The 23,845-nt window shown below is 40.8% G+C and carries 19 protein-coding genes, 3 tRNA genes and 4 rRNA genes; 12 read left to right on the top strand and 14 right to left on the bottom strand.

The genetic code is table 11. The annotated features are described in order from the left end of the window. Positions 1-29: 29 nt before the first annotated feature. The 6 genes from dut to AC0IWE_RS23195 all read right to left on the bottom strand — a co-directional run bounded on the left by dut (position 30) and on the right by AC0IWE_RS23195 (position 4,923). Positions 30-461 carry a dUTP diphosphatase gene (gene dut / locus AC0IWE_RS23220; RefSeq protein WP_471794934.1) on the bottom strand — a complete coding sequence of 144 codons (432 nt, stop codon included), beginning with the start codon at positions 459-461 and terminating at the stop codon, positions 30-32. Positions 462-522: 61 nt separating this feature from the next. After that, positions 523-2,001: a lipopolysaccharide biosynthesis protein gene (locus AC0IWE_RS23215; RefSeq protein WP_471794933.1), complete on the bottom strand. Its 1,479-nt coding sequence runs from the start codon at positions 1,999-2,001 to the stop codon at positions 523-525. Positions 2,002-2,079: 78 nt separating this feature from the next. Further along, the gene (locus tag AC0IWE_RS23210; protein WP_471794932.1) at positions 2,080-2,394 is read right to left on the bottom strand and encodes an acylphosphatase; all 315 of its coding nucleotides are present in this window, start codon (positions 2,392-2,394) and stop codon (positions 2,080-2,082) included. 50 nt (positions 2,395-2,444) lie between these two features. Further along, on the bottom strand, positions 2,445-3,401 hold the full coding sequence (locus AC0IWE_RS23205) for an NAD(P)H-dependent flavin oxidoreductase (protein ID WP_471794931.1): 957 nt from the start codon (positions 3,399-3,401) through the stop codon (positions 2,445-2,447). A gap of 160 nt (positions 3,402-3,561) precedes the next feature. Beyond that, positions 3,562-4,728: an amidohydrolase family protein gene (locus tag AC0IWE_RS23200; RefSeq protein ID WP_471794930.1), complete on the bottom strand. Its 1,167-nt coding sequence runs from the start codon at positions 4,726-4,728 to the stop codon at positions 3,562-3,564. A gap of 122 nt (positions 4,729-4,850) precedes the next feature. Beyond that, positions 4,851-4,923 (bottom strand) — tRNA-Thr (locus AC0IWE_RS23195). Positions 4,924-5,236: 313 nt separating this feature from the next. On the opposite strand from AC0IWE_RS23195, the gene AC0IWE_RS23190 reads away from it, so the two are divergent. The 4 genes from AC0IWE_RS23190 to AC0IWE_RS23175 all read left to right on the top strand — a co-directional run bounded on the left by AC0IWE_RS23190 (position 5,237) and on the right by AC0IWE_RS23175 (position 7,740). Continuing rightward, the gene (locus tag AC0IWE_RS23190) at positions 5,237-5,551 is read left to right on the top strand and encodes a hypothetical protein (protein ID WP_471794929.1); all 315 of its coding nucleotides are present in this window, start codon (positions 5,237-5,239) and stop codon (positions 5,549-5,551) included. 81 nt (positions 5,552-5,632) lie between these two features. Next, positions 5,633-5,944, top strand: a complete 312-nt coding sequence (locus AC0IWE_RS23185; protein WP_055910615.1) for a hypothetical protein — start codon at positions 5,633-5,635, stop codon at positions 5,942-5,944. Positions 5,945-6,021: 77 nt separating this feature from the next. Beyond that, the gene (locus tag AC0IWE_RS23180) at positions 6,022-6,201 is read left to right on the top strand and encodes a hypothetical protein (protein WP_471794928.1); all 180 of its coding nucleotides are present in this window, start codon (positions 6,022-6,024) and stop codon (positions 6,199-6,201) included. 207 nt (positions 6,202-6,408) lie between these two features. Further along, positions 6,409-7,740, top strand: coding sequence for a sigma-54-dependent transcriptional regulator (locus tag AC0IWE_RS23175; protein WP_471794927.1), 1,332 nt, complete (start codon positions 6,409-6,411; stop codon positions 7,738-7,740). A 9-nt stretch (positions 7,741-7,749) separates the two neighbouring features. Here AC0IWE_RS23175 and AC0IWE_RS23170 read toward each other — a convergent pair whose 3' ends face one another. Then, the gene (locus AC0IWE_RS23170) at positions 7,750-10,227 is read right to left on the bottom strand and encodes a hybrid sensor histidine kinase/response regulator (RefSeq protein WP_471794926.1); all 2,478 of its coding nucleotides are present in this window, start codon (positions 10,225-10,227) and stop codon (positions 7,750-7,752) included. Positions 10,228-10,368: 141 nt separating this feature from the next. Between AC0IWE_RS23170 and AC0IWE_RS23165 the strand changes: the two genes are divergently transcribed. From AC0IWE_RS23165 to rlmN, 5 genes are all read left to right on the top strand, one after another. Further along, positions 10,369-11,058 (top strand): helix-turn-helix transcriptional regulator, encoded by a 690-nt coding sequence (locus AC0IWE_RS23165; protein ID WP_471794925.1) that lies wholly within the window; start codon positions 10,369-10,371, stop codon positions 11,056-11,058. Between the two features lie 72 nt (positions 11,059-11,130). Next, the gene (locus AC0IWE_RS23160) at positions 11,131-11,691 is read left to right on the top strand and encodes a DinB family protein (protein WP_471794924.1); all 561 of its coding nucleotides are present in this window, start codon (positions 11,131-11,133) and stop codon (positions 11,689-11,691) included. A 120-nt stretch (positions 11,692-11,811) separates the two neighbouring features. Next, positions 11,812-12,333 carry an NADPH-dependent FMN reductase gene (locus AC0IWE_RS23155; RefSeq protein ID WP_471794923.1) on the top strand — a complete coding sequence of 174 codons (522 nt, stop codon included), beginning with the start codon at positions 11,812-11,814 and terminating at the stop codon, positions 12,331-12,333. A 27-nt stretch (positions 12,334-12,360) separates the two neighbouring features. Then, complete coding sequence (gene rluF / locus AC0IWE_RS23150) at positions 12,361-13,338, top strand: 23S rRNA pseudouridine(2604) synthase RluF (protein WP_471794922.1); 978 nt, start codon at positions 12,361-12,363, stop codon at positions 13,336-13,338. Positions 13,339-13,427: 89 nt separating this feature from the next. Then, the gene (rlmN, locus tag AC0IWE_RS23145) at positions 13,428-14,486 is read left to right on the top strand and encodes a dual-specificity RNA methyltransferase RlmN (protein WP_471794921.1); all 1,059 of its coding nucleotides are present in this window, start codon (positions 13,428-13,430) and stop codon (positions 14,484-14,486) included. A 453-nt stretch (positions 14,487-14,939) separates the two neighbouring features. On the opposite strand, the gene rrf (AC0IWE_RS23140) is transcribed toward rlmN, so the two are convergent. The 7 genes from rrf (AC0IWE_RS23140) to AC0IWE_RS23110 form a co-directional block, all read right to left on the bottom strand. Continuing rightward, positions 14,940-15,051 (bottom strand): 5S ribosomal RNA (gene rrf, locus AC0IWE_RS23140). 184 nt (positions 15,052-15,235) lie between these two features. Beyond that, a 5S ribosomal RNA gene (gene rrf, locus AC0IWE_RS23135) occupies positions 15,236-15,347 on the bottom strand. 127 nt (positions 15,348-15,474) lie between these two features. Next, a 23S ribosomal RNA gene (locus AC0IWE_RS23130) occupies positions 15,475-18,350 on the bottom strand. Between the two features lie 412 nt (positions 18,351-18,762). Further along, a tRNA-Ala gene (locus tag AC0IWE_RS23125) sits at positions 18,763-18,836 on the bottom strand. Positions 18,837-18,853: 17 nt separating this feature from the next. After that, positions 18,854-18,928 (bottom strand) — tRNA-Ile (locus tag AC0IWE_RS23120). A gap of 255 nt (positions 18,929-19,183) precedes the next feature. Further along, positions 19,184-20,705: ribosomal RNA gene (locus AC0IWE_RS23115) — 16S ribosomal RNA — on the bottom strand. Together the 16S, 23S and 5S rRNA genes with 2 tRNA genes alongside form the textbook arrangement of a ribosomal RNA operon. 158 nt (positions 20,706-20,863) lie before the next feature. Continuing rightward, the gene (locus AC0IWE_RS23110) at positions 20,864-21,058 is read right to left on the bottom strand and encodes a hypothetical protein (RefSeq protein ID WP_471794920.1); all 195 of its coding nucleotides are present in this window, start codon (positions 21,056-21,058) and stop codon (positions 20,864-20,866) included. 608 nt (positions 21,059-21,666) lie between these two features. On the opposite strand from AC0IWE_RS23110, the gene AC0IWE_RS23105 reads away from it, so the two are divergent. From AC0IWE_RS23105 to AC0IWE_RS23095, 3 genes are all read left to right on the top strand, one after another. Beyond that, a complete protein-coding gene (locus AC0IWE_RS23105) occupies positions 21,667-22,365 on the top strand; it encodes a ComF family protein (RefSeq protein ID WP_471794919.1) in 699 nt (232 codons plus the stop codon). Between the two features lie 62 nt (positions 22,366-22,427). Then, positions 22,428-23,561, top strand: coding sequence for a hypothetical protein (locus AC0IWE_RS23100; protein WP_471794918.1), 1,134 nt, complete (start codon positions 22,428-22,430; stop codon positions 23,559-23,561). Continuing rightward, positions 23,515-23,802: a hypothetical protein gene (locus tag AC0IWE_RS23095; protein ID WP_471794917.1), complete on the top strand. Its 288-nt coding sequence runs from the start codon at positions 23,515-23,517 to the stop codon at positions 23,800-23,802. Before AC0IWE_RS23100 ends, AC0IWE_RS23095 begins: the two co-directional genes overlap by 47 nt. Positions 23,803-23,845 lie beyond the last annotated feature (43 nt).

Here is a 23,845-nt window from a genome sequence, read left to right as displayed (position 1 = left end):
AAATTAACTAAAAACGGCTAACTCCACACTTATTTCCCGGTATGGCCGTAACCGCCTTCGCCACGGGCCGTTTCGCCCAATTCTGCTACAGCCTGCCAGCTAACGGTTTCATGTTTGGCCACCACCATTTGAGCAATTCTATCGCCATTTAAAATTTTAAAATCCGTATCTGATAAATTTACCAATAAAACTTTTATTTCACCACGATAATCAGCATCAATCGTACCCGGTGAGTTTACAATACTAATGCCATGTTTATAAGCCAGTCCGCTCCGTGGTCTGATCTGCGCTTCATAGCCAATTGGAAGCTCAATAAACAGCCCTGTTGGTACGAGCAACCGCTGCAAAGGTTTCAACACAATTTCTTCAGTTATCGATGCCCGGATGTCCATCCCTGCTGCGTGGGCTGTTTCATATTGTGGAAGCGCGTGCTCAGATTTATTGATTATTTTTATTTCCATTTTTATTAGATGTGAGATTGGAGATATGAGATTTTAGACAAAATCAGCAACGTGAAATCCTTTATTTTTTTAAAATTTTCATTACCGTATTTTTTTCAAAGTAGTAAACACCTGCTAAAAATAATACTAAAATGCCGTTGCCAATGTAAATATTACGTTTGAAAACCCAGAATGATAAGTATACCATTAAAATAGAAACCAATATATATATACTCATTGCCTTAAGTTTATAGGGGATAGGATAATGCTTTTGCCCCAGCAGATAAGAAATTACCATGATGATGAAATAAGCAAACATTGATACCCAGGCAGAGCCCATGTAGCTAAATTTAGGAATTAGGATTATATTCATAATAATGGTAAAAACTGCACCAATCAGTGAAATATATAAACCGTATTTGGTTTGATCGGATAAACGGTACCATACCGAGAGATTCATGTAAATACCCAAACAAACATAGCCGAACAACAGGAATGGAACCGCGTTGAGTCCTACCCAATACCTCGAATTGATAAAATGCTTGATAATTTCAATATTGGCTGTCAGGCCAACAAAAAGGATTGATAAGGCAAGTACGAAGTAGTACAGAATTGTTGCATAAGTTTGTTTTGCATTTGCATTTTTGGCATGACTAAAGAAAAATGGCTCTGCGCCCAACCTAAATGCTGTGTTAAAAATACTGATGAAGATGGCCAGCTTACAAACTGCACCATAAATACCCACATCATGACTGGAAATACTTTCTGGCAGGTATTTACTCAATAAAATCTTATCCAGATTTTCATTGATAATGAAAGAAAGATTGGCAACCAAAACCGGCCAGCTATAACCAAGCATATTACGGAACAGGCTTTTATTAAACTTTAACCGGATTTCCATAAACTGCGGGATAAGCATCAGTAAAGTAACTATGCTTGCAATTAAATTGGCTATAAACACATAACCCACCCAACGCCCGTTATACCAGGAAGAAAGCCATCCCGAAAGGATATCATGTTTAATGAAAAATGGTATAACATAGATGAACATTAAATTGAGGCCCACAAAAGTTCCGATATTTAAAAACTTGATCACGCTATATTTAAATGGTTTCCCATCAGCCCTTAACTTGGCAAAAGGAATTACACTGATTGCATCCACAAACAAGATCCAGACAAAATAATGCACATAAGATTTTTGATCGGCCAACCCTGCAATGTTTCCATCAAGGGTATACCTTGCCAAATAATCAGAAAAAATTAATGCGGTTATTAAAAACAGGGTCGAAATAAAAGCAATTACCAAAAAGCTGTTGTTATACACCTCCTGTTTCCTATCCTCATGCTTATTCAAGTACCTGAAGAAAGTAGTTTCCATACCAAAAGCCAAAATAGGATTGATGATGGATACATAGCTGAACATTGTAGTGAAAACACCATAAACACCGGGTGCAAATACCCCTGTGTACACAGGGGTTAAAATAAAATTGAACAGCCGCGAAAAAATGGTACTGATACCATATATCATGGTTTGCCCAAGAAACTTTTTATATACAGACATTTATGATTGGGATTTGAGCACTGCGCATTGAAATAAGCTCCTTAACCGAACAATATAACCCTCCAACAGTTCAGCAATTTATTTTCTTAAAATTTCGAAATTACGGTAGTTTTTTACTTCGCCATCGCTCACGGCAACATTTTCTACCCGCGAACGATCTGGCCCTTCCTTGCACCAGTTTACAAATTCTTCCAGGAAAATAGCTTCACCCTCTGCCTCAATGTAAACCGAGCCGTCCTTTTCATTACGTACAAAACCGGTTACCATCATTTGATTGGCAATAATTTTAGTGGTTTCCCTAAAGCCAACGCCCTGCACTTTTCCTGTTACAACTATATTAAGGTGTTTCACCTCTAAATCTCCCGAAGGAGACGCTACATTTCTTTCGCTCATGTTTAAATTTATTATTGCAAAGTTAGCAAAGCAATTGTGTTTAGGAATGTTTAAAAATCCAATTCATTGGGCAATTTTTTTAGTCTTGCACATTCAGCTTTAAAGGCCGACCATATTTCGTCAAGTATAACGCTTGCAGGCTTGATTTCTTTCAGCATCGCCGAAACCTGACCGATTTCAAGTTCGCCATTTTCCATATCGCCTTCAAACATGCCCAGTTTCGCCCTGGCCCTGCCTAAAAGCTCCATTAAACGGTTACGGTCGGCACCTTCGCTCTCAGCTATTGAAATTGCATCAGCAAATTCGTTTTTCAATAACCTTACAGGCACCAGTTTTTTCATGGCCAGTTTGGTATCACCTTCAGCGGCGGAAATAATTTTATTTTTAAAAGCTGGGTGTGCAGACGATTCTTCAGCCACGGCAAAAGCTGAACCGATTTGAACGGCATCAGCACCTAGGGCAAAAGCAGCCAGCATGGCTTTACCACTCCCGATGCCACCAGCTGCGATGACCGGAATTTTTACAGCCTCTTTTATTATCGGGATTAAACACAAAGTAGTGGTTTCTTCTCTTCCATTGTGCCCACCTGCTTCGAAACCTTCGGCAACAATCGCATCTACACCGGCCTCTTGTGCCTTTAAAGCAAATTTGGTGTTCGCAATAACATGCACAACTGTTATTCCTTCCGCTTTTAAAATACTGGTCCATGTTGCAGGATTTCCGGCAGAAGAAAACACAATTTTCACATCTTCCTCGATCACCACATTGATAATTTCCTGGATATTGGGATATAAGAGTGGAATATTTACCGCAAAAGGTTTATCAGTAGCGAATTTGCACTTTTGGATATGTGTTCTTAAAACATCTGGATACATGGAGCCTGCACCAATAATGCCAAGGCCACCGCCATTAGATACTGCCGAGGCTAATTTCCAGCCGCTGCACCAAACCATGCCAGCCTGAATAATTGGATATTTAATATTGAAAAGTTTACAGATTGGATTCATCGAAAATATTTACTTTATAAAAAGTTTTATACATTAAAAATTAACATTTTTAATGTATAAGACTTAAATGACATTAAAGTTTTTAAACAAACTGTATCATGCCTTAAAAATGACACTTTTTAAGTCAATTACAAAAGATGATATGTAGAAATATTTACTATTAAATTAGCCGTTGAACCTGATCGCTTTCAATCGTAAAATCAGCGGACAGCTGGATTAAATTCAATCCTGGCTTTCTACCAACCGCTATTGTTCCAATTTGTCGATCAAGCTCCAAAAATTCGGCTCCATTTAAAGTTGCCCAACTTAAAAGCCGCTCAAAATCTACTTTTTTGTGTTTCTGCAGGGTAATCATCTCTGAAAGGATATTAAGTTGATGATTACTCGCCAGGCTATCAGTTCCTAAGGTAATTTTTACATTTTCTTCTATTAAAAGGTCAACATCCGGCAGCTCATTTTCTATATATAAATTGGCCTGCGGACAAAGGCACCAATACAGCTTGCCATTGTTAGCTTTTGCAAATTGAATATCTGCTTTACTGGTTACCGTATTATGCACCAGTAAAGTTTTCTGTCCCTTTAAATAAGGTAGCCAGCTTTGTAAAGATGTTTTTTGTGTTGGTAGAAAGAAAGAAATATCCAATCCCAAAAACTGATAAAGATCTAAAAATCCCCCGGTTTTATCCTCAAAAAAAGCATTCTCATTTTCAGTTTCCTGGTTATGCACACTTATAAAGCTATTGTGATCTTGAGCATCCTGTCTTATCAATTCAAAAAGTTCGCGAGATACCGAATATGGAGCATGAGGAACGATTGATACCGGTAAAGGTGCAAAGCCTTTTTTAATCCCTATGGAATACGCCATGATTGCCTCGGCACGTTCGGGGTTAAAACCCATTGCCTCCACAAAAGTGTGGTAATGTATTTTGCTGTTTTCTTTTATTCCCTTTGAAAATAGCTGGTTGGAAATATCGCCTACGGCAACAATCCCATTGTCGGCCATGGTTTGATCGGCATCCCGCATGGCTGCGTTAATCTTTTCTTCGTCGCTTTGCCTGTTTTTAATAATGTTCTGCACAAATTCAACCAGTCCCGTTTGTTCAGGAATTTGCCCTAACATGTGCGAAAGTTCTAAATGGCAATGGGTATTGATAAAACCTGGAACTATAGCACCCTTATAATTTACTACCTTTAAATTAAGCTTGGCTGCCTCTTCCTTAGTCAGTATTTCTTCAATAGTACCATCCGAATTTACGGCTACTACACCATTTTTGATCGGTGGGGCAGAAACAGGAAAAACCCAATCGGCTGAAAAATATTTTAGCATGCTGCAAAATAGCGCAATAACCGGAGCAAATAAAAATATTCTTCCCAGGCCAGCATTATTTTGATCGGGAAATGATTTTTGAAAGAATTTTCTGGCGAAAACCAGAACTTGGAAATAAAAAGAGCCTCCTATCGGAATCGAACCAATGACCTACTGATTACAAGTCAGTTGCTCTACCAGCTGAGCTAAGGAGGCTTTTTATCGGGCTGCAATGATAGAAAAAAATCTTCTTTTTTCAAAAACTGAAATATCTTTTTTTTAACAGCAGTTTCTATTCTGAATTTAGCTATTTCGGCCACACACTATTGATTAATGAACGGATCATTGAAGAAACGACTGCAATTTCTGTAGTCATTCACCACAAAGTGTGGAGAAACTCCACAATAAAAAAATCCTGGCACAACACAAAAACATTGATAATGAGCAATTTAAATAAAAACCGGCATTTGGCACCATTATGAATCATTAGCAAGTATTGTTACACAAATTAATTTTTAAAATATATACCATGAAAAAATTCGTTTTAGCAGCTACAGTATTAGCATTCGCAGGATTCTCAGCAGTACAAGCAAATGAAGTAAAAGATTTTAAAACCACTGCAATTGTTGCAGTTCAAGATAGCGCAGTAAAAACTCCGGTTAAATTGGAAGAACTTCCTGCTCCGGTAACAACAGCATTAAAATCTGATGCATACAAAGCATGGACTGCAACTGAAGCCTGGTCTGTTAAAGAAGGTACAAAAGAGTATTATTTAATCAACGTAAAAAAAGAGGCAGAAACTGGTTCAGTTAAAATTGATAAAGACGGTAAGCCAGTTCAATAATATTAATAATCTGATTAACGCTCTATAATTAACAAGCATATTACCGTAACGTAAGTTACACAACACTTAAATTATAATATCATGAAAAAGTTCGTTTTAGCCGCTACATTAGCTTTCGCAGGATTCACAGCAGTACAGGCAAGTGAAGTAAATACAATTAAAAATGCTGCAATTGTTGCAGTTCAAGATAGTGCAGTAAAAACTCCGGTTAAATTGGAAGAATTACCTGAGCCAGTAACCACAGCATTAAAATCTGATGCATACAAAGGTTGGACCGCTACTGAAGCTTGGTCTGTTAAAGAAGGAACAAAAGAGTACTATTTAATCAATGTTAAAAAAGAAGCAGAAACTGGTTCAGTTAAAATTGATAAAGACGGTAAACCTGTTCAATAATATTAAATAATACGCCATTAAGGCATAATCAACATAAGCGCGGCCTTCGGGCTGCGCATAACTAAAACATAAAGACCATGAAAAAATTAATTTTATCAGCTGCGTTCTTAGCTTTTGCAGGATTCTCAGCAGTACAGGCAAGTGAAGTAAATACAATTAAAAACGCTGCAATTGTTGCAGTTCAAGATAGCGCAGTAAAAACTCCGGTAAAATTGGAAGAACTTCCTGCCTCCGGTAACAACAGCATTAAAATCTGATGCTTATAAAGGATGGACAGCTACAGAAGCTTGGTCTGTTAAAGAAGGAACAAAGGAATACTTTTTAATCAATGTTAAAAAAGAAGCAGAAACTGGTTCAGTTAAAATTGACAAAGAAGGTAAACCAGTACAATAAAAACCCAAATATTACATCTACCTATTACAAAAGAAAGCCGGATTATGTCCGGCTTTTCTTATTTTTGTTAAATGGCGAGAATCCTGATTTTAGAAGACGATACAACATTTGCTCAATTACTTGAAGGTTTTTTAACTAAAAACGGTCATGAGGTAACCCTTGTAACCCATGTTAAGCAATCATTTAAACAAGTTGAGGCTAATGAGTTCGACTTACTTTTAATTGATTATCGCCTGCCAGACGGTACAGGATTTGAAGTGCTTACGCATATCCGCGATTTAGGCCTTTCTATCCCGGTTATCATCATGACCAGCTTTAATGATGTTCGTACCGCGGTAAAATCCATTCAGCTCGGCGCTTTTGATTACATCACAAAACCGGTTAACCCTGATGAGTTACTGATGGTAATTAAAAATTCTCTTGCTAAAAAGGATTCAAAAAGTGTTGAAGTAAAAGAAACTAACAGCGATTTTATCAAAGGAAAAAGCGCTATTGCAGATAAGTTATATGAACACATTAACCTGGTGGCACCTACCGATATGTCGGTAATTATTCAGGGAGAAAGTGGAACTGGTAAGGAATTTGCCGCCAGAACGCTCCACCAGCAAAGCAAGCGTGCCGATAAACCCTTTGTTGCCATTGATTGTGGTGCGTTATCAAAAGATTTGGCAGCCAGTGAACTTTTCGGGCACATAAAAGGTGCTTTTACCGGTGCACTAAACGATAAAAAAGGCCAGTTTGAAGCAGCCAATGGAGGAACGCTATTTTTAGATGAAGTAGGTAACCTAAGTTATGAAGTGCAGATTAAGCTGCTCAGGGCCTTACAGGAAAGAGTGATCCAGCCTTTGGGCAGTACCAAACAAATTCCGGTAAATGTGCGCATCATTACGGCTACCAACGATGATTTGGCCAATAGCATGCAACAAGGTGAATTTAGAGAAGATTTGTACCACCGGTTGAACGAATTTAAAATACAGCTTCCACCTTTACGAAACAGAGGAGGCGATTTAGAACTTTTTATCAATCATTTTATCCAGTTATCAAACCGCGATTTAGAACGCAATGTAAAAAGTGTATCAGCCGAGGCAAAAGCCCTTTTGCTCAGTTATGATTGGCCTGGCAATTTACGTGAGCTGAGCAATGTAATTAAACGCATGGTTTTGTTAACTCCTGGTGATGTTGCCCAGGTTGAGGCCTTACCTGATGAAATGATGATTTCAGTGCAACACCAATCCGCTCCCGGTAATTCATCCGATTTAAAGGCAGTAAACGAACAAAATGAAAAGGCATTAATTACCGAAACATTGATTAAGGTTAGGCACAACAAATCAAAAGCAGCCAAGATTTTAAACATCGACCGTAAAACACTATATGCTAAAATGGAACGTTACGGAATTGATTAAATGCTTCCCTTAAACGGTACTCGAATAATCCATTTCTGCTATAAAAGCGATTAAACCATCCAATTTTATAATCTGCGCCAAAACCTCTGCTTTGGTATGTTCAGTTAAGCCGTTTTCTGCAATTTCTATTTCTAAGGTACGCAAATCATTCGCCAGTGTTTTGGATCCCATTTGTGCGGTACGGCCTGCTAAGCGGTGAACCAGCAACCTGCTTTTATCCTTATTATTTTCATCCAGGTATTTTTTCAATTCGGCTGCATCATCGATAGAATCCTGTTTAAAACGGTTCAGGATTTTTTCCAATAGCTGCTGATCACCAAATGTCATTTTCTCGATAGAAGAAAAATCGAATTCCGGTGGAGTGGTCAGTATCTCCGTTTTATCAAATATCGAAAGGATATCAACCGCCCTGAAAGGTTTCATAATCAGCCCATCAAAGCCCTCACTCAATACCATTTCACGCTCCTCTGGCAATACTTGTGCGGTTATGGCATAAAACTTAACCTGCGCAGGCAATTTCTTTTTTAATAGGTGGCAAAGTTCAATACCGGTCATTTCAGGCATGCGCATATCAATCAGTACATATTTCAAATCAGCTTCAGGTTCAGTATGTAAAATATCGGCCACCTGCGTAAAGCTCTTGTACGGGATTTTATTTTTCAGGAAAATCATTCCGCATAAATCCAGTATCAGCTTGTCATCATCAATCACCCATACCGTACCAGGGTTTACGATGGCATAGTGCTCCAGGTCAAGGGCATCATTAACACGCTCTGTTGTGTTTTCATATTTGATGTAAATATTAAATGTTGTACCAACACCCGGTTTGCTTTTAACATAAATTCTTCCCCCTTGAGTTTCAATGAGGGATTTCACGATCGGAAGCCCCAGGCCTGTACCAGCTTGATTGATAATATATTTCTCTGGAGATTCAATCTGCTCAAATTCATTAAATATCTTAGGAATATCCTTTTCATCAAAGCCGATCCCGGTGTCTTTTACCGTAAAATGAAAGTGCAAATCCTCGCCCTGCTTTTTGTAAGAAGCCAATAATTTAATCTCGCCCTTTAAGGTAAATTTAACCGCGTTACCCAATAAATTGAATAAAATCTGCTTCAATCTAAAAATATCACCTTTTACAAACTCCAGGTCAGCCAGATCTAGTGCAACATTCAATTGAAGCGATTTTTGCTCTGCCAGTGGCCGCATCACCGATACCACTTCTTCCAAAGCATTTCTTATGTTAAATACCTGATTGTTAAAACTGAACTCACCCGAAATAATGCGGTTGTAATCCAATACCTCATTAACAATCTGCAGCAAATGAATAGATGATTGATAAATGGCATCCACATCCTTTTTATTTGGGATATTCTGTTGGGTAATCAGTTCGGCATAACCTAAAATAGATTGCAAAGGCGTTCTGATTTCGTGGCTCATATTAGAAAGGAAGCGCTGCTTCGCTTTACCGTGGTATTCGGCTTCATCTTTGGCCAGTTCCAAAGCTTTGCGGTACCGGTTACTCTTGGTAATATCGGCTAAGATTAGGTAAAGAAGGATTACCGTTAGCAGAAAAAATATAATAATAATGGTGGTAATCTGCGTAATACCATCATTTACTACCTCTTTGGCTTGTATCCCATTTAAATCCACCTGCGCTACGGCTTCTCCCTCCACTTCCCTTAAAATCTGCAGCATCTGTGCCGTAAGCGCATTACTGGCATTAGAAAGATCGGCTTCGCGTTTCAAAAATTTCTGACTTTTCTGCCGCTGCTCCAGTTCGATATTTTTTAACGAACCCGTCATGCTTTTCATAATACTATCTTCGGCCTTTGCATTTAAAGTATCACGCTTAACTTTAAATTCTTCGTTGATAATCTTATAAACATCAGATTTCTTCTTACCAAACAATTTACTCAAAAAACCTCTTGATTTTTGTTCCTCTTCGGGTGCAACAGTTGTGGTAGAGGTGGTGGTCTCGGTAGTTAATACCGCACTATCGGTTTGCCTGGAGCGTGTTGCAACCAGTTCATTTAATTTTTTAACTTCATCAGAGAAGGATTTGGTATTCACCAGCGTTTCCCTCACCTTTAAATAGTTTACAAATTGTTTGTCGCGGTCAGAAAGTAAATTTTTAATCGATTTTATCCTTGCCAGCTGAGCAGAATCACCCCGGTATAATTTACGCAAGGTATCCAATGTTGATCTCAGCTTACGTGATTCTTTTAAAAAACTGTAGGTACCCTGTTTGTTAAAAGCTTCGTCACGCTGAAGTTGATCCAACCGTGCAATTTTGTGCGAAAGGTCATTTACAATTCTCAGGCGGTAGTTCGGGGCAGAAATTTCTTCAACAGTATCCAACATCCGGGTAAAGGCGAACTTACTGATGCCCCAGGCCAAAAGCAGCGCAAAACAGGCAAACAGGAAACCTATAATTACTTTACTTTTTATTGCCCGGAAAAACCGCTTTTGAATAACAGCCGCCATTTAATTCAGATTATGATGCTTAAACCACTATTAGAACGGTTTAACGTTTGGAATTGGTATCCATTATCGTTTACAAATAACGTACCATAAGGAAAATCACTAAAAACTTTCTAATTTTATAATCGCCAATACCAAGCAATCATGAACCGGATCGATCGCCTATTTGGGATTTTAACTTTACTTCAATCCAGAAAGTACATTACAGCGGAAAAAATTGCCGAAAGGTTTAATATGAGCATTCGAACGGTTTACCGCGACGTTAAAGCCTTGGCAGAGCAGGGAATACCGGTAAGCTTTGAACAACATAAGGGATATTACCTGGTTCAGGGTTATTTCTTACCACCCGTTTCGTTTAATATGGATGAAGCAAATGCCTTGCTGTTGGTAGAAAGCCTGGTAAATGGTTTTGCCGATAATTCTATCCGCAATCATTACTCGGCTGCTTTAACAAAAGTAAAGGCAGTATTAAAAACAGGCCAGAAAGAGAAGCTGGAAACCTTAAACCAGCACATTCGCTTACAAATTCCTGAAAGGTTAACTTTCAACTTCGAATATCTTTCATTGATTCAGCAGGCAATTTCTGGAAAACACCTCATCCAGCTCGAATATAAAAACAACAAAGAAGAGGTAAGTAAAAGAGAAGTTGAACCAATCGGACTGATCTTTTATGCTTTCAGCTGGCACTTAATAGCCTGGTGCCATTACCGTAACCAGTACCGCGATTTTAACCTCACCCGGATCATCTGCCTAAAAAACTCTGGTATCCCGTTCAAAAAAACAACGCATATGCAGCTAAGTGAATACATGCATTTGCTACCGGTAAAATATTAAAAAAATATTTTTTACACTGCCATAGGGCTGTCAGTGCGCTGTATTTTCTTTGTGTAAACAAACATCAAAATCATGGGTATAGTCGATTTATTACTGATGGATTTAAACACAGCAGAAAAAACAAAACAGAAAAATATGGACATTATTAAACTATTATTGAAAGAATTAGCGGCAGAATTTAACACCACCAAAAAATTCCTGGCAATTGTACCTACAGAAAAGTTTGATTGGGCACCGCATGAAAAAAGCATGAAAATGAAATCATTGGCTGTTCACATTGCCGACCTGCCAAGCTGGGTTTCGTTGGCTTTAACAACAGATGGGCTGGATTTTGAAACAGCACCATATGTTGAGCAAGAGGCTGAAAATGCAGATGATTTGGTTAAAATTCTGGAAAAAAATTATGAAATAGGAAGAAAAGCACTCGAAAATGCAACAGAAGACCAACTAAACGGTCGCTGGGTACTCAGAATGGGCAAACAGGTGTTGGCAGATTATTCAAAATATGAAACCATCCGTCACTCACTGAGCCAAACCAGCCATCACCGAGCCCAATTGGGTGTTTATTTAAGATTGTTGGAAATTCCGATCCCAGGGAGCTACGGACCAAGTGCCGATGACCACAATTTTTAATTGATAACAATTTCCGAACAGGCCATTGAAACCTGCCAAATTCAATGGCCTGTTTTTTGAATTGCGATTGAATTTACCTGATTCCTTTTTTAATTAATCTTCATTTAGCTACTTTAGCGGATGACAAAACTATTGGCAATTTGTGGCAGTACAAAAGCAGTTTCAACAAACAGCCTTTACATTTCAGCGGTTACCAAACTTTTGGGTAAAACTTTTGAAGTTACCTGCTTTCCATCTATTGCCAATATCCCGCACTTCAATCCGGATTTAGATCTAAATAACGCACCGGCTGCAGTTGGAGATTTGAGGTTAACCATTCAACACGCAGACGGCATTATCATCTCCACACCCGAATACGCCATGGGGTTACCAGGTTCGTTAAAAAACTTAATTGATTGGACGGTAAGTTCAGCATCTTTTGCCGATAAACCAACATTAGCACTTATTGCCTCAACGCAGGGCGAAAAAGCTTACCACTCCATTATAGATATTTTAACAGTGATTGAAGCAAAGGTTACTGCCCAGCTCATCCCTTATGCAAAAGCAAAGATCAACAATGATGGCTTAATTACTGATGAGGATACCTTAGGCAAACTAAAAACCACTGTTGATTTATTTGTTGCCAGCATGAAGAATGGATAACACAATTTATTTCCGTAAAATTGCAGCATGAACAACAACTCTGCAACCCGTTTAAATAAATTTATCAGCGAAAGCGGATTATGTTCACGCCGTGAAGCAGATCGCTATATAGAAAAGGGTACCGTTTTCATCAATGGAAAAAGAGCAAAAGTTGGCGATCAGGTTTTGGCAGGCGATAAAGTGATGGTAAACGGTCACAATATTGAACCCAAAGAGGAAAGTAATTTCATTCTTTTGGCTTTCAATAAGCCGGTTGGCATCACCAGTACTACCGAAGGCAGCGTTCGTGATAACATTGTAGATTATGTAAACCATAGCGAAAGGATATTCCCGATCGGCCGATTGGACAAAGATTCTTCAGGATTGATTTTTTTAACCAACAACGGCGATATCGTTAATAAAATTCTAAGGGCAGGGAATAAACACGAAAAAGAATATGTTGTTACCGTAAACAAACCAATTACTGAAGATTTTATTTTCGAAATGAGTAACGGTGTTCCAATTTTGGGCGTTAATACCCGTAAATGTAAAGTCCGCCAAATCAGTACATTTGTATTTAATATCATTTTAATTCAAGGCCTAAACAGGCAGATCCGCAGAATGTGCGAACATTTCGGTTACGAGGTTACCAAACTGGAACGTACGCGCATTATGAATATCAGCTTAAAGGGTATTCCTACCGGGGAGTTTAGGGAGCTTACGGAAGATGAAATGAAAAGTATCACTAAAAGTGTAGAACACTCTTCTTCAGAAGCCAAATCAAAACCCAAAAATGCTTCCAGGAAAAAAGTAAACGCCTGGGAAGAAATTCCCGAGCTGAGGGAAGAGCAACCAAAAAAAACTTTCAAACCTTCAAAACCTGCACAAAAATCGGCTGTTAAAAAGCCCTCAGGCCATTCTTCTGCTAAGCCATCCAATGGTAAAGGTAATTCCTCAAATCGAAATGCACGGCCCGCAAAAGGGAAAACAAATGCCAAGCCAAATACAAGAGGTAGAGGAAGATAAAGCTAATCAATTGTAAAATTCAGTTTATTATAGGGCCATTCACCGTCATCCTTTTTGCCTTACACCTTTTTTAAGTACCTTTGTAACAAATGGTAACAGCAAAAAAAACCGATATTCGTGCGTTAGATCTTCCTCAACTGCAACAACACCTTGTGGCAATGCAACAGCCTGCCTTTAGGGCCAAGCAGATTTACCAATGGCTTTGGGAAAAATCAGCAACAAGTTTCGAGCAAATGAGCAATCTATCTAAAGACCTACGTAAGGCATTAGATGAAACTTTTGCAATCAATGCTGTTCAGGTTAACAACTCCCAGTTTAGTAACGACCATACCATAAAAAACACGTTCAGACTTGCTGATGGAAACATTGTAGAAGGCGTGCTAATTCCGCTCGAAGACCGCATGACGGCCTGTGTAAGCTCACAGGTTGGCTGTAGTTTAACCTGCAAGTTCTGTGCAACCGGTTATATGGATCGTAAGCGCAACTTGAATGCCGACGAGATTTATGACCAGGTGGTATTAATCGATAAACAAGCCAAACAGAATTATAACAATCCACTCACCAATATTGTATATATGGGTATGGGCGAACCGTTATTAAATTACGCGAATGTATTGAAATCTATCGAACGCATTACTGCTCCAGATGGCTTAAACATGAGCTACAAGCGCATTACTGTATCAACAGCAGGCATTGCCAAAATGATTAAGAAATTGGGCGATGATGGTGCGAAATTTAACCTTGCCCTATCCCTTCATGCTGCTGATGATAAAAAGCGGAATGAAATTATGCCAATTAACGAGGCCAACTCATTAAAAGCTCTAGCTGATGCGCTTAAATACTATTTTGCCAAAACAAAAAATCCAGTAACATACGAATACATTGTTTTTAATCACTTTAACGATGAGATAGCTGACGCAATGGATTTGGCTAAATTCTGCAAGCATATCCCTTGTAAAGTAAATCTGATTGAATACAACCCAATTTCTTTTGCAGATTTTACAAATGCCGAAGGAGATAAAATTGATGCTTTTTCCAATTACCTAAAAAGTCAGGGTATAAATACCAACATCCGCCGTAGCCGTGGTAAAGATATTGATGCTGCCTGTGGTCAGTTAGCAGTTAAAGAAGAAGCCGCGAACGCTTAATTCTTCTTTCCAACACTGGCTTTAAAGAACAAAGCTTTTTACTGATTTAATTTTTCTAGAGCGCAATTACTGTGCAAATAGTAGTGGTCCCTTCCTTCGGTACGTTTTACTCCGCCAATGAAGGGTTGGCTCCGTGCCCACTTCCATCAGGGCTATAAAACTGGTCCAGGCAGTTATAAAAAGAACGAGATAAAACGGTTAACAGGATATACTCAACGGAAATCTACGTAATCTGAGTCGGGTCAAACCTCAACTTATTTGTTCTCTTAATAATGATAAACTTATCTGGCTCATTTATTATTAAAAGAGATTAAAGCCATTAATAAAGTAAGCATATCCTTATTATACTTAACTTTTCTAAACTTCTTAATGTTGAAAAAAATCTTGACAGTTTTGAATTTGCCATAAACGAAGAAAACCCTTCAACATTTCTGCTGAAGGGTTTCTTATAAGATTTGGCACCGACCTACTCTCCCACGTGTTACCGCAGTACCATCGGCTCTGGTGGGCTTAACTTCTCTGTTCGGAATGGGAAGAGGTGGACACCACCGATATAGGCACCTAAATATTTTATTGAGGTAGAAGGTGGAGGGTGTAAAGGTGGAGGGAAACCCTGAACCTTAAGCCTTTCGCCTTAAACCTAAATTTATATCAGTATTAAATATTTCAAATCATGCTGCCTTAAACATAAGGTCTTCTATATAACGAAGAAAACCCTTCAGCATTTCTGCTGAAGGGTTTCTTTTAAGATTTGGCACCGACCTACTCTCCCACGTGTTACCGCAGTACCATCGGCTCTGGTGGGCTTAACTTCTCTGTTCGGAATGGGAAGAGGTGGACACCACCGATATAGGCACCTAAATATTTTATTGAGGTAGAAGGTGGAGGGTGTAAAGGTGGAGGGAAACCCTGAACCTTAAGCCTTTCGCCTTAAACCTTAAACAGTATTGAAAGAAGTTATTATGAAGAACAAACAACAGTCTGTTTGCTTTGAAAGCTTCGGATGATTAGTACTACTCGACTGTGCTGTCACCAGCTTTACATCTGTAGCCTATCAACGTAGTAGTCTTCTACGGTCCTATATGGAATTCTCATCTCGTGGCTAGTTTCGCACTTAGATGCTTTCAGCGCTTATCTATTCCCAGCGTAGCTACTCTGCAATGCCCCTGGCGGAACAACAGATTCACTAGAGGCTGGTCCAACCCGGTCCTCTCGTACTAAGGTCAGCCCCACTCAAAATTCCTACGCCCACAACAGATAGGGACCGAACTGTCTCGCGACGTTCTGAACCCAGCTCGCGTGCCACTTTAATCGGCGAACAGCCGAACCCTTGGGACCTTCTCCAGCCCCAGGATGTGACGAGCCGACATCGAGGTGCCAAACCTCCCCGTCGATATGAGCTCTTGGGGGAGATCAGCCTGTTATCCCCAGCGTACCTTTTATCCTTTGAGCGATGGCCCTTCCATGCAGAACCACCGGATCACTATATCCGTCTTTCGACCCTGATCGACTTGTCTGTCTCACAGTCAAGCAAGCTTATGCTATTGCACTCCGCGTACGGTTACCAAGCGTACTGAGCTTACCTTTGAAAGCCTCCGTTACCTTTTTGGAGGCGACCACCCCAGTCAAACTACCCATCAAACAATGTCTCCCGAATGATCGGGATTAGACACCGAATACAGAAAGGGTGGTATTTCAACGTTGGCTCCACGACGCCTAGCGACGCCGCTTCAAAGCCTCCCACCTATCCTACACATCCTGTATCCAATGTCAATGTTAAATTGTAGTGAAGGTGCATGGGGTCTTTCCGTCCCGTTGCGGGTACCCGGCGTCTTCACCGGGACCACAATTTCACCGAGCTCATGGCTGAGACAGCGCCCAGATCGTTACACCATTCGTGCAGGTCGGAACTTACCCGACAAGGAATTTCGCTACCTTAGGACCGTTATAGTTACGGCCGCCGTTTACTGGGGCTTCGATTCAATGCTTCTCTTACGATGACATCCCCTCTTAACCTTCCAGCACCGGGCAGGTGTCAGGCCTTATACCTCATCTTTCGATTTTGCAAAGCCATGTGTTTTTGTTAAACAGTCGCCTGGGCCTTTTCACTGCGGCTTACATTGCTGCAAGCGCCCCTTCTCCCGAAGTTACAGGGCCATTTTGCCGAGTTCCTTAGCCATGATTCACTCGAGCACCTTAGAATCCTCTTCCCGGAATACCTGTGTCGGTTTGCGGTACGGGTTTTTATAACCTGAAGCTTAGCGGTTTTTCTTGGAAGTCTGATTACCTGCGCTATCCGCTTACCCGAAGGCTCGCGGTACTATCGACTTTCAGCTAGATCGGCGGATTTGCCTACCGTTCTAATACCTACTGTCTTTAACGATCTATTCCGTCAGATCGCGGCAGTGTCACTACTCCGTCCCCACATCGCAGTTATAAAAAGTACTGGAATATTAACCAGTTGTCCATCGAATTTCCCCTTCGGGTTCTCCTTAGGTCCCGACTGACCCTGATCCGATTAGCGTTGATCAGGAAACCTTATCCTTTCGGTGGCGGGTTTCTCTCCCGCCTTATCGTTACTTATGCCTACATTTGCTTTTCTATACGCTCCAGCACCCATTACCAGATACCTTCGCTGCATATAGAATGCTCCCCTACCGATATATTTCAATCCCATAGCTTCGGTGAACAGTTTAATGCCCGTTTATTATCCATGCCCGATCGCTCGACTAGTGAGCTGTTACGCACTCTTTAAATGAATGGCTGCTTCCAAGCCAACATCCTAGCTGTCTGTGCAATCGGACCTCGTTAGTTCAACTTAACTGTCACTTGGGGACCTTAGCTGATGGTCTGGGTTCTTTCCCTCTCGGCGCGTGACCTTAGCACCCCGCGCCTCACTGCAGATCATATTTCATAGCATTCGGAGTTTGTCTGGATTTGGTAGGATTTGACTCCCCCGCACCCAATCAGTAGCTCTACCTCTATGAAACTTAATATCCACGCTGTTCCTAAAAACATTTCGGGGAGTACGAGCTATTTCCCAGTTTGATTAGCCTTTCACCCCTACCCACAGATCATCCGGAAACTTTTCAACGTTTATCGGTTCGGTCCTCCAGTACGTGTTACCGCACCTTCAACCTGTCCATGGGTAGATCACAAGGTTTCGCGTCTACCCCCTCTGACTATACGCCCTGTTCAGACTCGCTTTCGCTTCGGATCCGTGCCTGAAGCACTTAACCTTGCCAGAGAGGAGTAACTCGTAGGCTCATTATGCAAAAGGCACGCCGTCACACCACTTGGATGCTCCGACCGCTTGTAAGTACACGGTTTCAGGTTCTATTTCACTCCCCTGTTCGGGGTTCTTTTCACCTTTCCCTCACGGTACTGGTTCACTATCGGTCTCTCAGGAGTATTTAGCCTTACCGGATGGTGCCGGCAGATTCCCACAAGGCGTCTCCGACCTCGCGGTACTCAGGATACTACTAGACTGGTATTCTATACGTGTACAGGGCTATCACCTTGTGTCGCCGGGCTTCCCATCCCGTTCCACTTCTGTTTACCAATGCCACATCGTAGTCCTACAACCCCCACTTTGCCGTAACAAAGTAGGTTTGGGCTCTTTCCCTTTCGCTCGCCACTACTTAGGAAATCATTGTTATTTTCTCTTCCTCTGCTTACTTAGATGTTTCAGTTCGGCAGGTTTGCTCATTATATGTGACTAGTCTTCAACTAGCCGGGTTGCCCCATTCGGAAATCTTCGGATCAGTTCCTATTTGCAAATACCCGAAGCTTATCGCAGCTTATCACGTCCTTCATCGCCTCTGAGAGCCAAGGCATCCCCCGTGTACTCTTTATTACTTTCTTCTACTCATATGCCTTTTGCGCCATATGGTATGCTTTTTTTGCTCTTGTCATGATGTCTCATACTTATCGGTTTCTTGCGATCCCTTTAAGCGAGCACAAACACAACAGTCGCCTATTGTTGTTTGCTCTTCTTTTTTAACTTCTTCCAATATGTCAAAGAACTTTACTGAGGCTGAAGGCCGAAGGTATAAAGGCGGAGGGTTTCATTGTCCCCAACCTAAGCTCCGTTTCAGCTCCGTTAGTAAAAAACTGCGGTCTCGAACCGTTCCATACATTTGATCGTATGTGCCCCATGGCGTTTCTTCTTTTCTTAATCTTTATGTCAATGTATATTATCTATCCCGATAATAAGGTTGTATTATGTGTTTTTTGAAAGCTTTCAGCTTTGGTCTTTAAGCTTTATGCTCAAATGTGGAGAATAACGGAGTCGAACCGTTGACCTCCTGCGTGCAAGGCAGGCGCTCTAGCCAGCTGAGCTAATCCCCCAAAAGGATCTTAATGTGTAGTCCCGTCCAGATTTGAACTGGAGACCCCTACATTATCAGTGTAGTGCTCTAACCAGGCTGAGCTACGGGACTTCTTGATTTTAAGGTAGGCTTAATAGTTGCAGTATATAGTATCTTACCGCTACTGCTTCCCTTTTTGGCTTACCCTTCATGTCTCCGTTGCGCTTGCCTTTATAGCAGCCCACCGTTTTCTTCTGGGTGTTTCTTTTTTCTCTTGTTTTTTTAAAGTATCCGGTATCTGTGCCCTCCGCCTTTCAGCTTTGGTCTTTTACCTTTTACCTTATTTGAAATATCATGTTGCGTGGCGAGTAGGCGGTGCTACTCCAGAAAGGAGGTATTCCAGCCGCACCTTCCGGTACGGCTACCTTGTTACGACTTAGCCCCAGTTATCGGTTTTACCCTAGGACGCTCCTTGCGGTTACATACTTTAGGTACCCCCAACTTCCATGGCTTGACGGGCGGTGTGTACAAGGCCCGGGAACGTATTCACCGCGTCATTGCTGATACGCGATTACTAGCGAATCCAACTTCATGGGGTCGAGTTGCAGACCCCAATCCGAACTGTGAACGGCTTTGTGAGATTCGCATACCGTTGCCGGCTAGCTGCCCTCTGTACCGTCCATTGTAGCACGTGTGTAGCCCCGGACGTAAGGGCCATGATGACTTGACGTCGTCCCCTCCTTCCTCTCTGTTTGCACAGGCAGTCTGTTTAGAGTCCCCACCATAACGTGCTGGCAACTAAACATAGGGGTTGCGCTCGTTGCGGGACTTAACCCAACACCTCACGGCACGAGCTGACGACAGCCATGCAGCACCTAGTTTCGTGTGATTGCTCACTCATTTATCTCTAAATGATTCACTAACTTTCAAGCCCGGGTAAGGTTCCTCGCGTATCATCGAATTAAACCACATGCTCCTCCGCTTGTGCGGGCCCCCGTCAATTCCTTTGAGTTTCACTCTTGCGAGCGTACTCCCCAGGTGGAACACTTAACGCTTTCGCTTAGCCGCTGACTGTGTACCGCCAACAGCGAGTGTTCATCGTTTAGGGCGTGGACTACCAGGGTATCTAATCCTGTTTGATCCCCACGCTTTCGTGCCTCAGCGTCAATAAGACCATAGTAAGCTGCCTTCGCAATCGGTGTTCTGAGACATATCTATGCATTTCACCGCTACTTGTCTCATTCCGCCTACCTCTAGTCCATTCAAGCCCATCAGTATCAAGGGCACTGCGATAGTTGAGCTACCGTCTTTCACCCCTGACTTAACAGGCCGCCTACGCACCCTTTAAACCCAATAAATCCGGATAACGCTTGGATCCTCCGTATTACCGCGGCTGCTGGCACGGAGTTAGCCGATCCTTATTCTTCCGGTACATTCAGCTTCCTACACGTAGAAAGGTTTATTCCCGGATAAAAGCAGTTTACAACCCATAGGGCAGTCTTCCTGCACGCGGCATGGCTGGTTCAGAGTTGCCTCCATTGACCAATATTCCTTACTGCTGCCTCCCGTAGGAGTCTGGTCCGTGTCTCAGTACCAGTGTGGGGGGCCATCCTCTCAGATCCCCTAGTCATCGTCGCCTTGGTGGGCCGTTACCCCGCCAACTAGCTAATGACACGCATGCCCATCTCAATCCCATAAATGTTTGATCATTGGATAATGCCATCCTGTGATTTTATGCGGTATTAATCCGGATTTCTCCGGGCTATCCCCCAGATTAAGGTAGGTTGCATACGCGTTACGCACCCGTGCGCCACTTTCAAATCCAGCAAGCTGGATAATCTCGTTCGACTTGCATGTATTAGGCCTGCCGCTAGCGTTCATCCTGAGCCAGGATCAAACTCTCCATTGTAAAATGTGTTGTAAGATGCTGACCAGTTTTAACTATTGTTAAAAATAGTCTTCTTTTTTGTTATGTTGTCTGTTAGACACCACCTTTAAAATAAAGCTACGTAATCATGTACTTTGATCGGTACTCCATTACCTCGCTACGCTACATTGACATCTCTTTTAAGAACTTGCTGACCTGGTAACCTCACGGCCGGCCATTTTATATATCTTCGGTTTCAGTTTGGAAAAGTCTTCTTCGTCTTCCCCGTGTTTCATCCGTTTCAATCTTTTTTCTGTTTGCTTTCCGCAACATCCGCTGCTCAGCTTTTTGCCCTTCCTTTCGGTTGGGAGTGCAAAGGTAAGGATCTTTTTCAAACTTCCAAATAAAATAAATTTTATTTTTCAGGTTTTCTTTTTTCCTTCCCTTATTTCAATAGGCTGATTTTATTCAGCATTCCGTCCTTCCGGAGCGGGCTGCAAAGGTAGCAATCTTTTCCTCACCTGCAACATTTATTTTAAAATAAATCCTGCCCTATCATCATCCTCTGCCATCCTTTCATTCAAAACCCTTCCTCCGAAGCGGGATGCAAAAGTAGGGAATTTCAGCTTATCCGCAAAGAAAATATCACTATAAACGCACAGTTTAATGTAAGTGTATGGTTTTCAGAAAGAAAAATTTAATGGGGAAGGCAAACTTTTTGGAAGTTAAGGTGTTTAAGGAGGCTTTGTTCGGGGGATTGCACGGTTTCATCTGCGCCCAGCCTTTTAAAACCCCGGGAAGACCCTGCAAAATAAACCCGATTAAAATGAAAAGCCCGCAGCGCAGCGAGGACTTGCAATGAAAAGCGGGAACAAACTTTTATAGTAGCAAGGAACAGGCTTTACAAGAAATTAAAGACCTTTTGAAACTCCTCAGGCTCATCCATTATAAACTTAGGATTGATTTACCTTCACATCTCACAAATATTTTATAAATTAGTTAGATGTTACTTATTAAACAATGGTGTACTGATTTAATTGGATTATTATTTCCAAACCTTTGCAATGCTTGTGGCATAGGCTTATACCATAGCGAACATTTAATTTGTACAAAGTGCTTATACGACCTTCCATTTACAGACTACCACCAACATGCTGAAAACAGGGTAGCTAAACAATTATGGGGCCGCCTGCCGTTTAATGCCGCGATGGCCATGTTATATTTTAGAAAAGGGACTAAGGTTCAAAGCCTCATTCATAACCTGAAATACAATGGAAGAACGGATGTTGGCGTACTTTTGGGCAACATGCTGGGAGAGCGATTGAAAACGAGTAGCCTCTATCATGATATTAACATGGTGATTCCTGTTCCTTTGCACCATAAAAAATATAAACTTCGGGGTTACAACCAATGCACGTGTATTGCGGAGGGCATAGCAGATAAAATGGAGGTTGTTTTTAGCGAAGATGATTTAGTACGGAATACAGCAACTGAAAGTCAGACCAAAAAAAGCAGGTACAACCGGTATGAAAACATGCAGAATGTTTTTAAAATAATAAACCCTACACACATTGCCGGTAAACATATATTGTTAATAGATGATGTGATTACTACCGGGGCAACATTAGAGGCATGTGCGATGCAACTGTTAAACAATGGCGCAGCAAAAGTAAGTATTGCAGCATTGGCCTTTGCAGAGTAGCTATTATATTAATGTTATACTTAACTGTTGTAAGTGCTTAAACAATTTTCTAAGTTTGATTTATGCGTTTGATTATCTGTTTGGTACTACCCATCTTTTTCCTTGCTTCTGCTTGCCGTAAAGGAGAACGCATTACTACCGATGCAAATGCAAGGTTAAGTATCGCAAATACAGAATTATTATTTGATACCATTTTTACTGCTACAGGCTCTACAACAAAGCGGCTAAATATTATTAATAATAACAGCAATGCGGTTAAAGTTTCTGAAATTAGGTTAGCTGGCGGAATTGCTTCTGCATTTAGCTTAAATATTAATGGAGAAAATACGCTTAACAAAAGCGAAATCGTTATAAATGGTCGCGATTCTATAAACTTGTTTATTAAGGTAACAATTAATCCGACTGCCCAAAACCTTGCTTTTTTAGTTCAGGATTCTATTATATTCAATACAAACGGCAACAGGCAGGTGGTTCAGCTTTTGGCCTATGGGCAGAATGCTGTTTTTATTACTGAATCGACAATCAATACCAACACCACCTGGGTAAAATCGCTACCCTATATAGTTAATGGCGCACTAACTATAAAAAATGGGGTTTCGCTTAACATTCAACCGGGTGTTAAAGTTTATTTTCATAAAGATGCCAATTTAAATGTTGAAGGTAACCTTAATGTAAATGGAACGGTTACAGAACCGGTTGTATTTTGTAGCGATCGGTTGGAAAAAATGTACAATGATGAGCCCGGACAGTGGAAAGGGATTTTTATAAAAAGAACCGGAAATGGAATGATCAAAAATACACTCATCAAAAACGCATCTGTGGGCATAACTTCCGATTCGTTATCATCGAATGCCAATCCTAAATTAATTTTGAGCAACAGCATTATTAAAAACATGCAGGTGGCGGCCTATATTGGTTACCATTCAGAACTCCTTGCTTTTAATAACCTGATGTACAATTGCGGCAATTATTTAATTTATGCCGTAGGTGGAGGAAACTATAACTTAAAACAGAATACTTTTGCTGGTTATAATTTGGATTTTCCGAGGAAAACGGCAGCACTGAGCTTTTCAGACTATCTATCGCCAACGGCTTATAACAAACTGCAATTAGAGATTACAAATAACATTATTTGGGGCAGCTTAAACAATGAGTTGGATATTCAAAAGAAAAAAAGATACCCCGGTACAGCTTAATTTGTTTAATAACTTAATCAGAACCACCAGCAGTAGCTATACCAATAATGGAAATATTTTAAATACAGATCCACTCTTTATCGATAGTGAATCTGGAAACTTTGAATTATCAGCGAATAGCGTTGCGAGAAAAAAAGGTGCCAATTTAAGTACTGATCCATACTTTGCAAGTTTTTTAAGTAAAGACATTAAAAATTATAATAGATTTTTCCCCTCAACATTAGGGAGTTACGAAAAATAATAAACTATTTTCCCTTTCTTAAAAACAAAATGGAAAGAATTCT

The sequence above is a fragment of the Pedobacter sp. AC402 genome, assembly GCF_979252805.1.
This window is presented reverse-complemented; position numbering and strand designations above follow the sequence as displayed.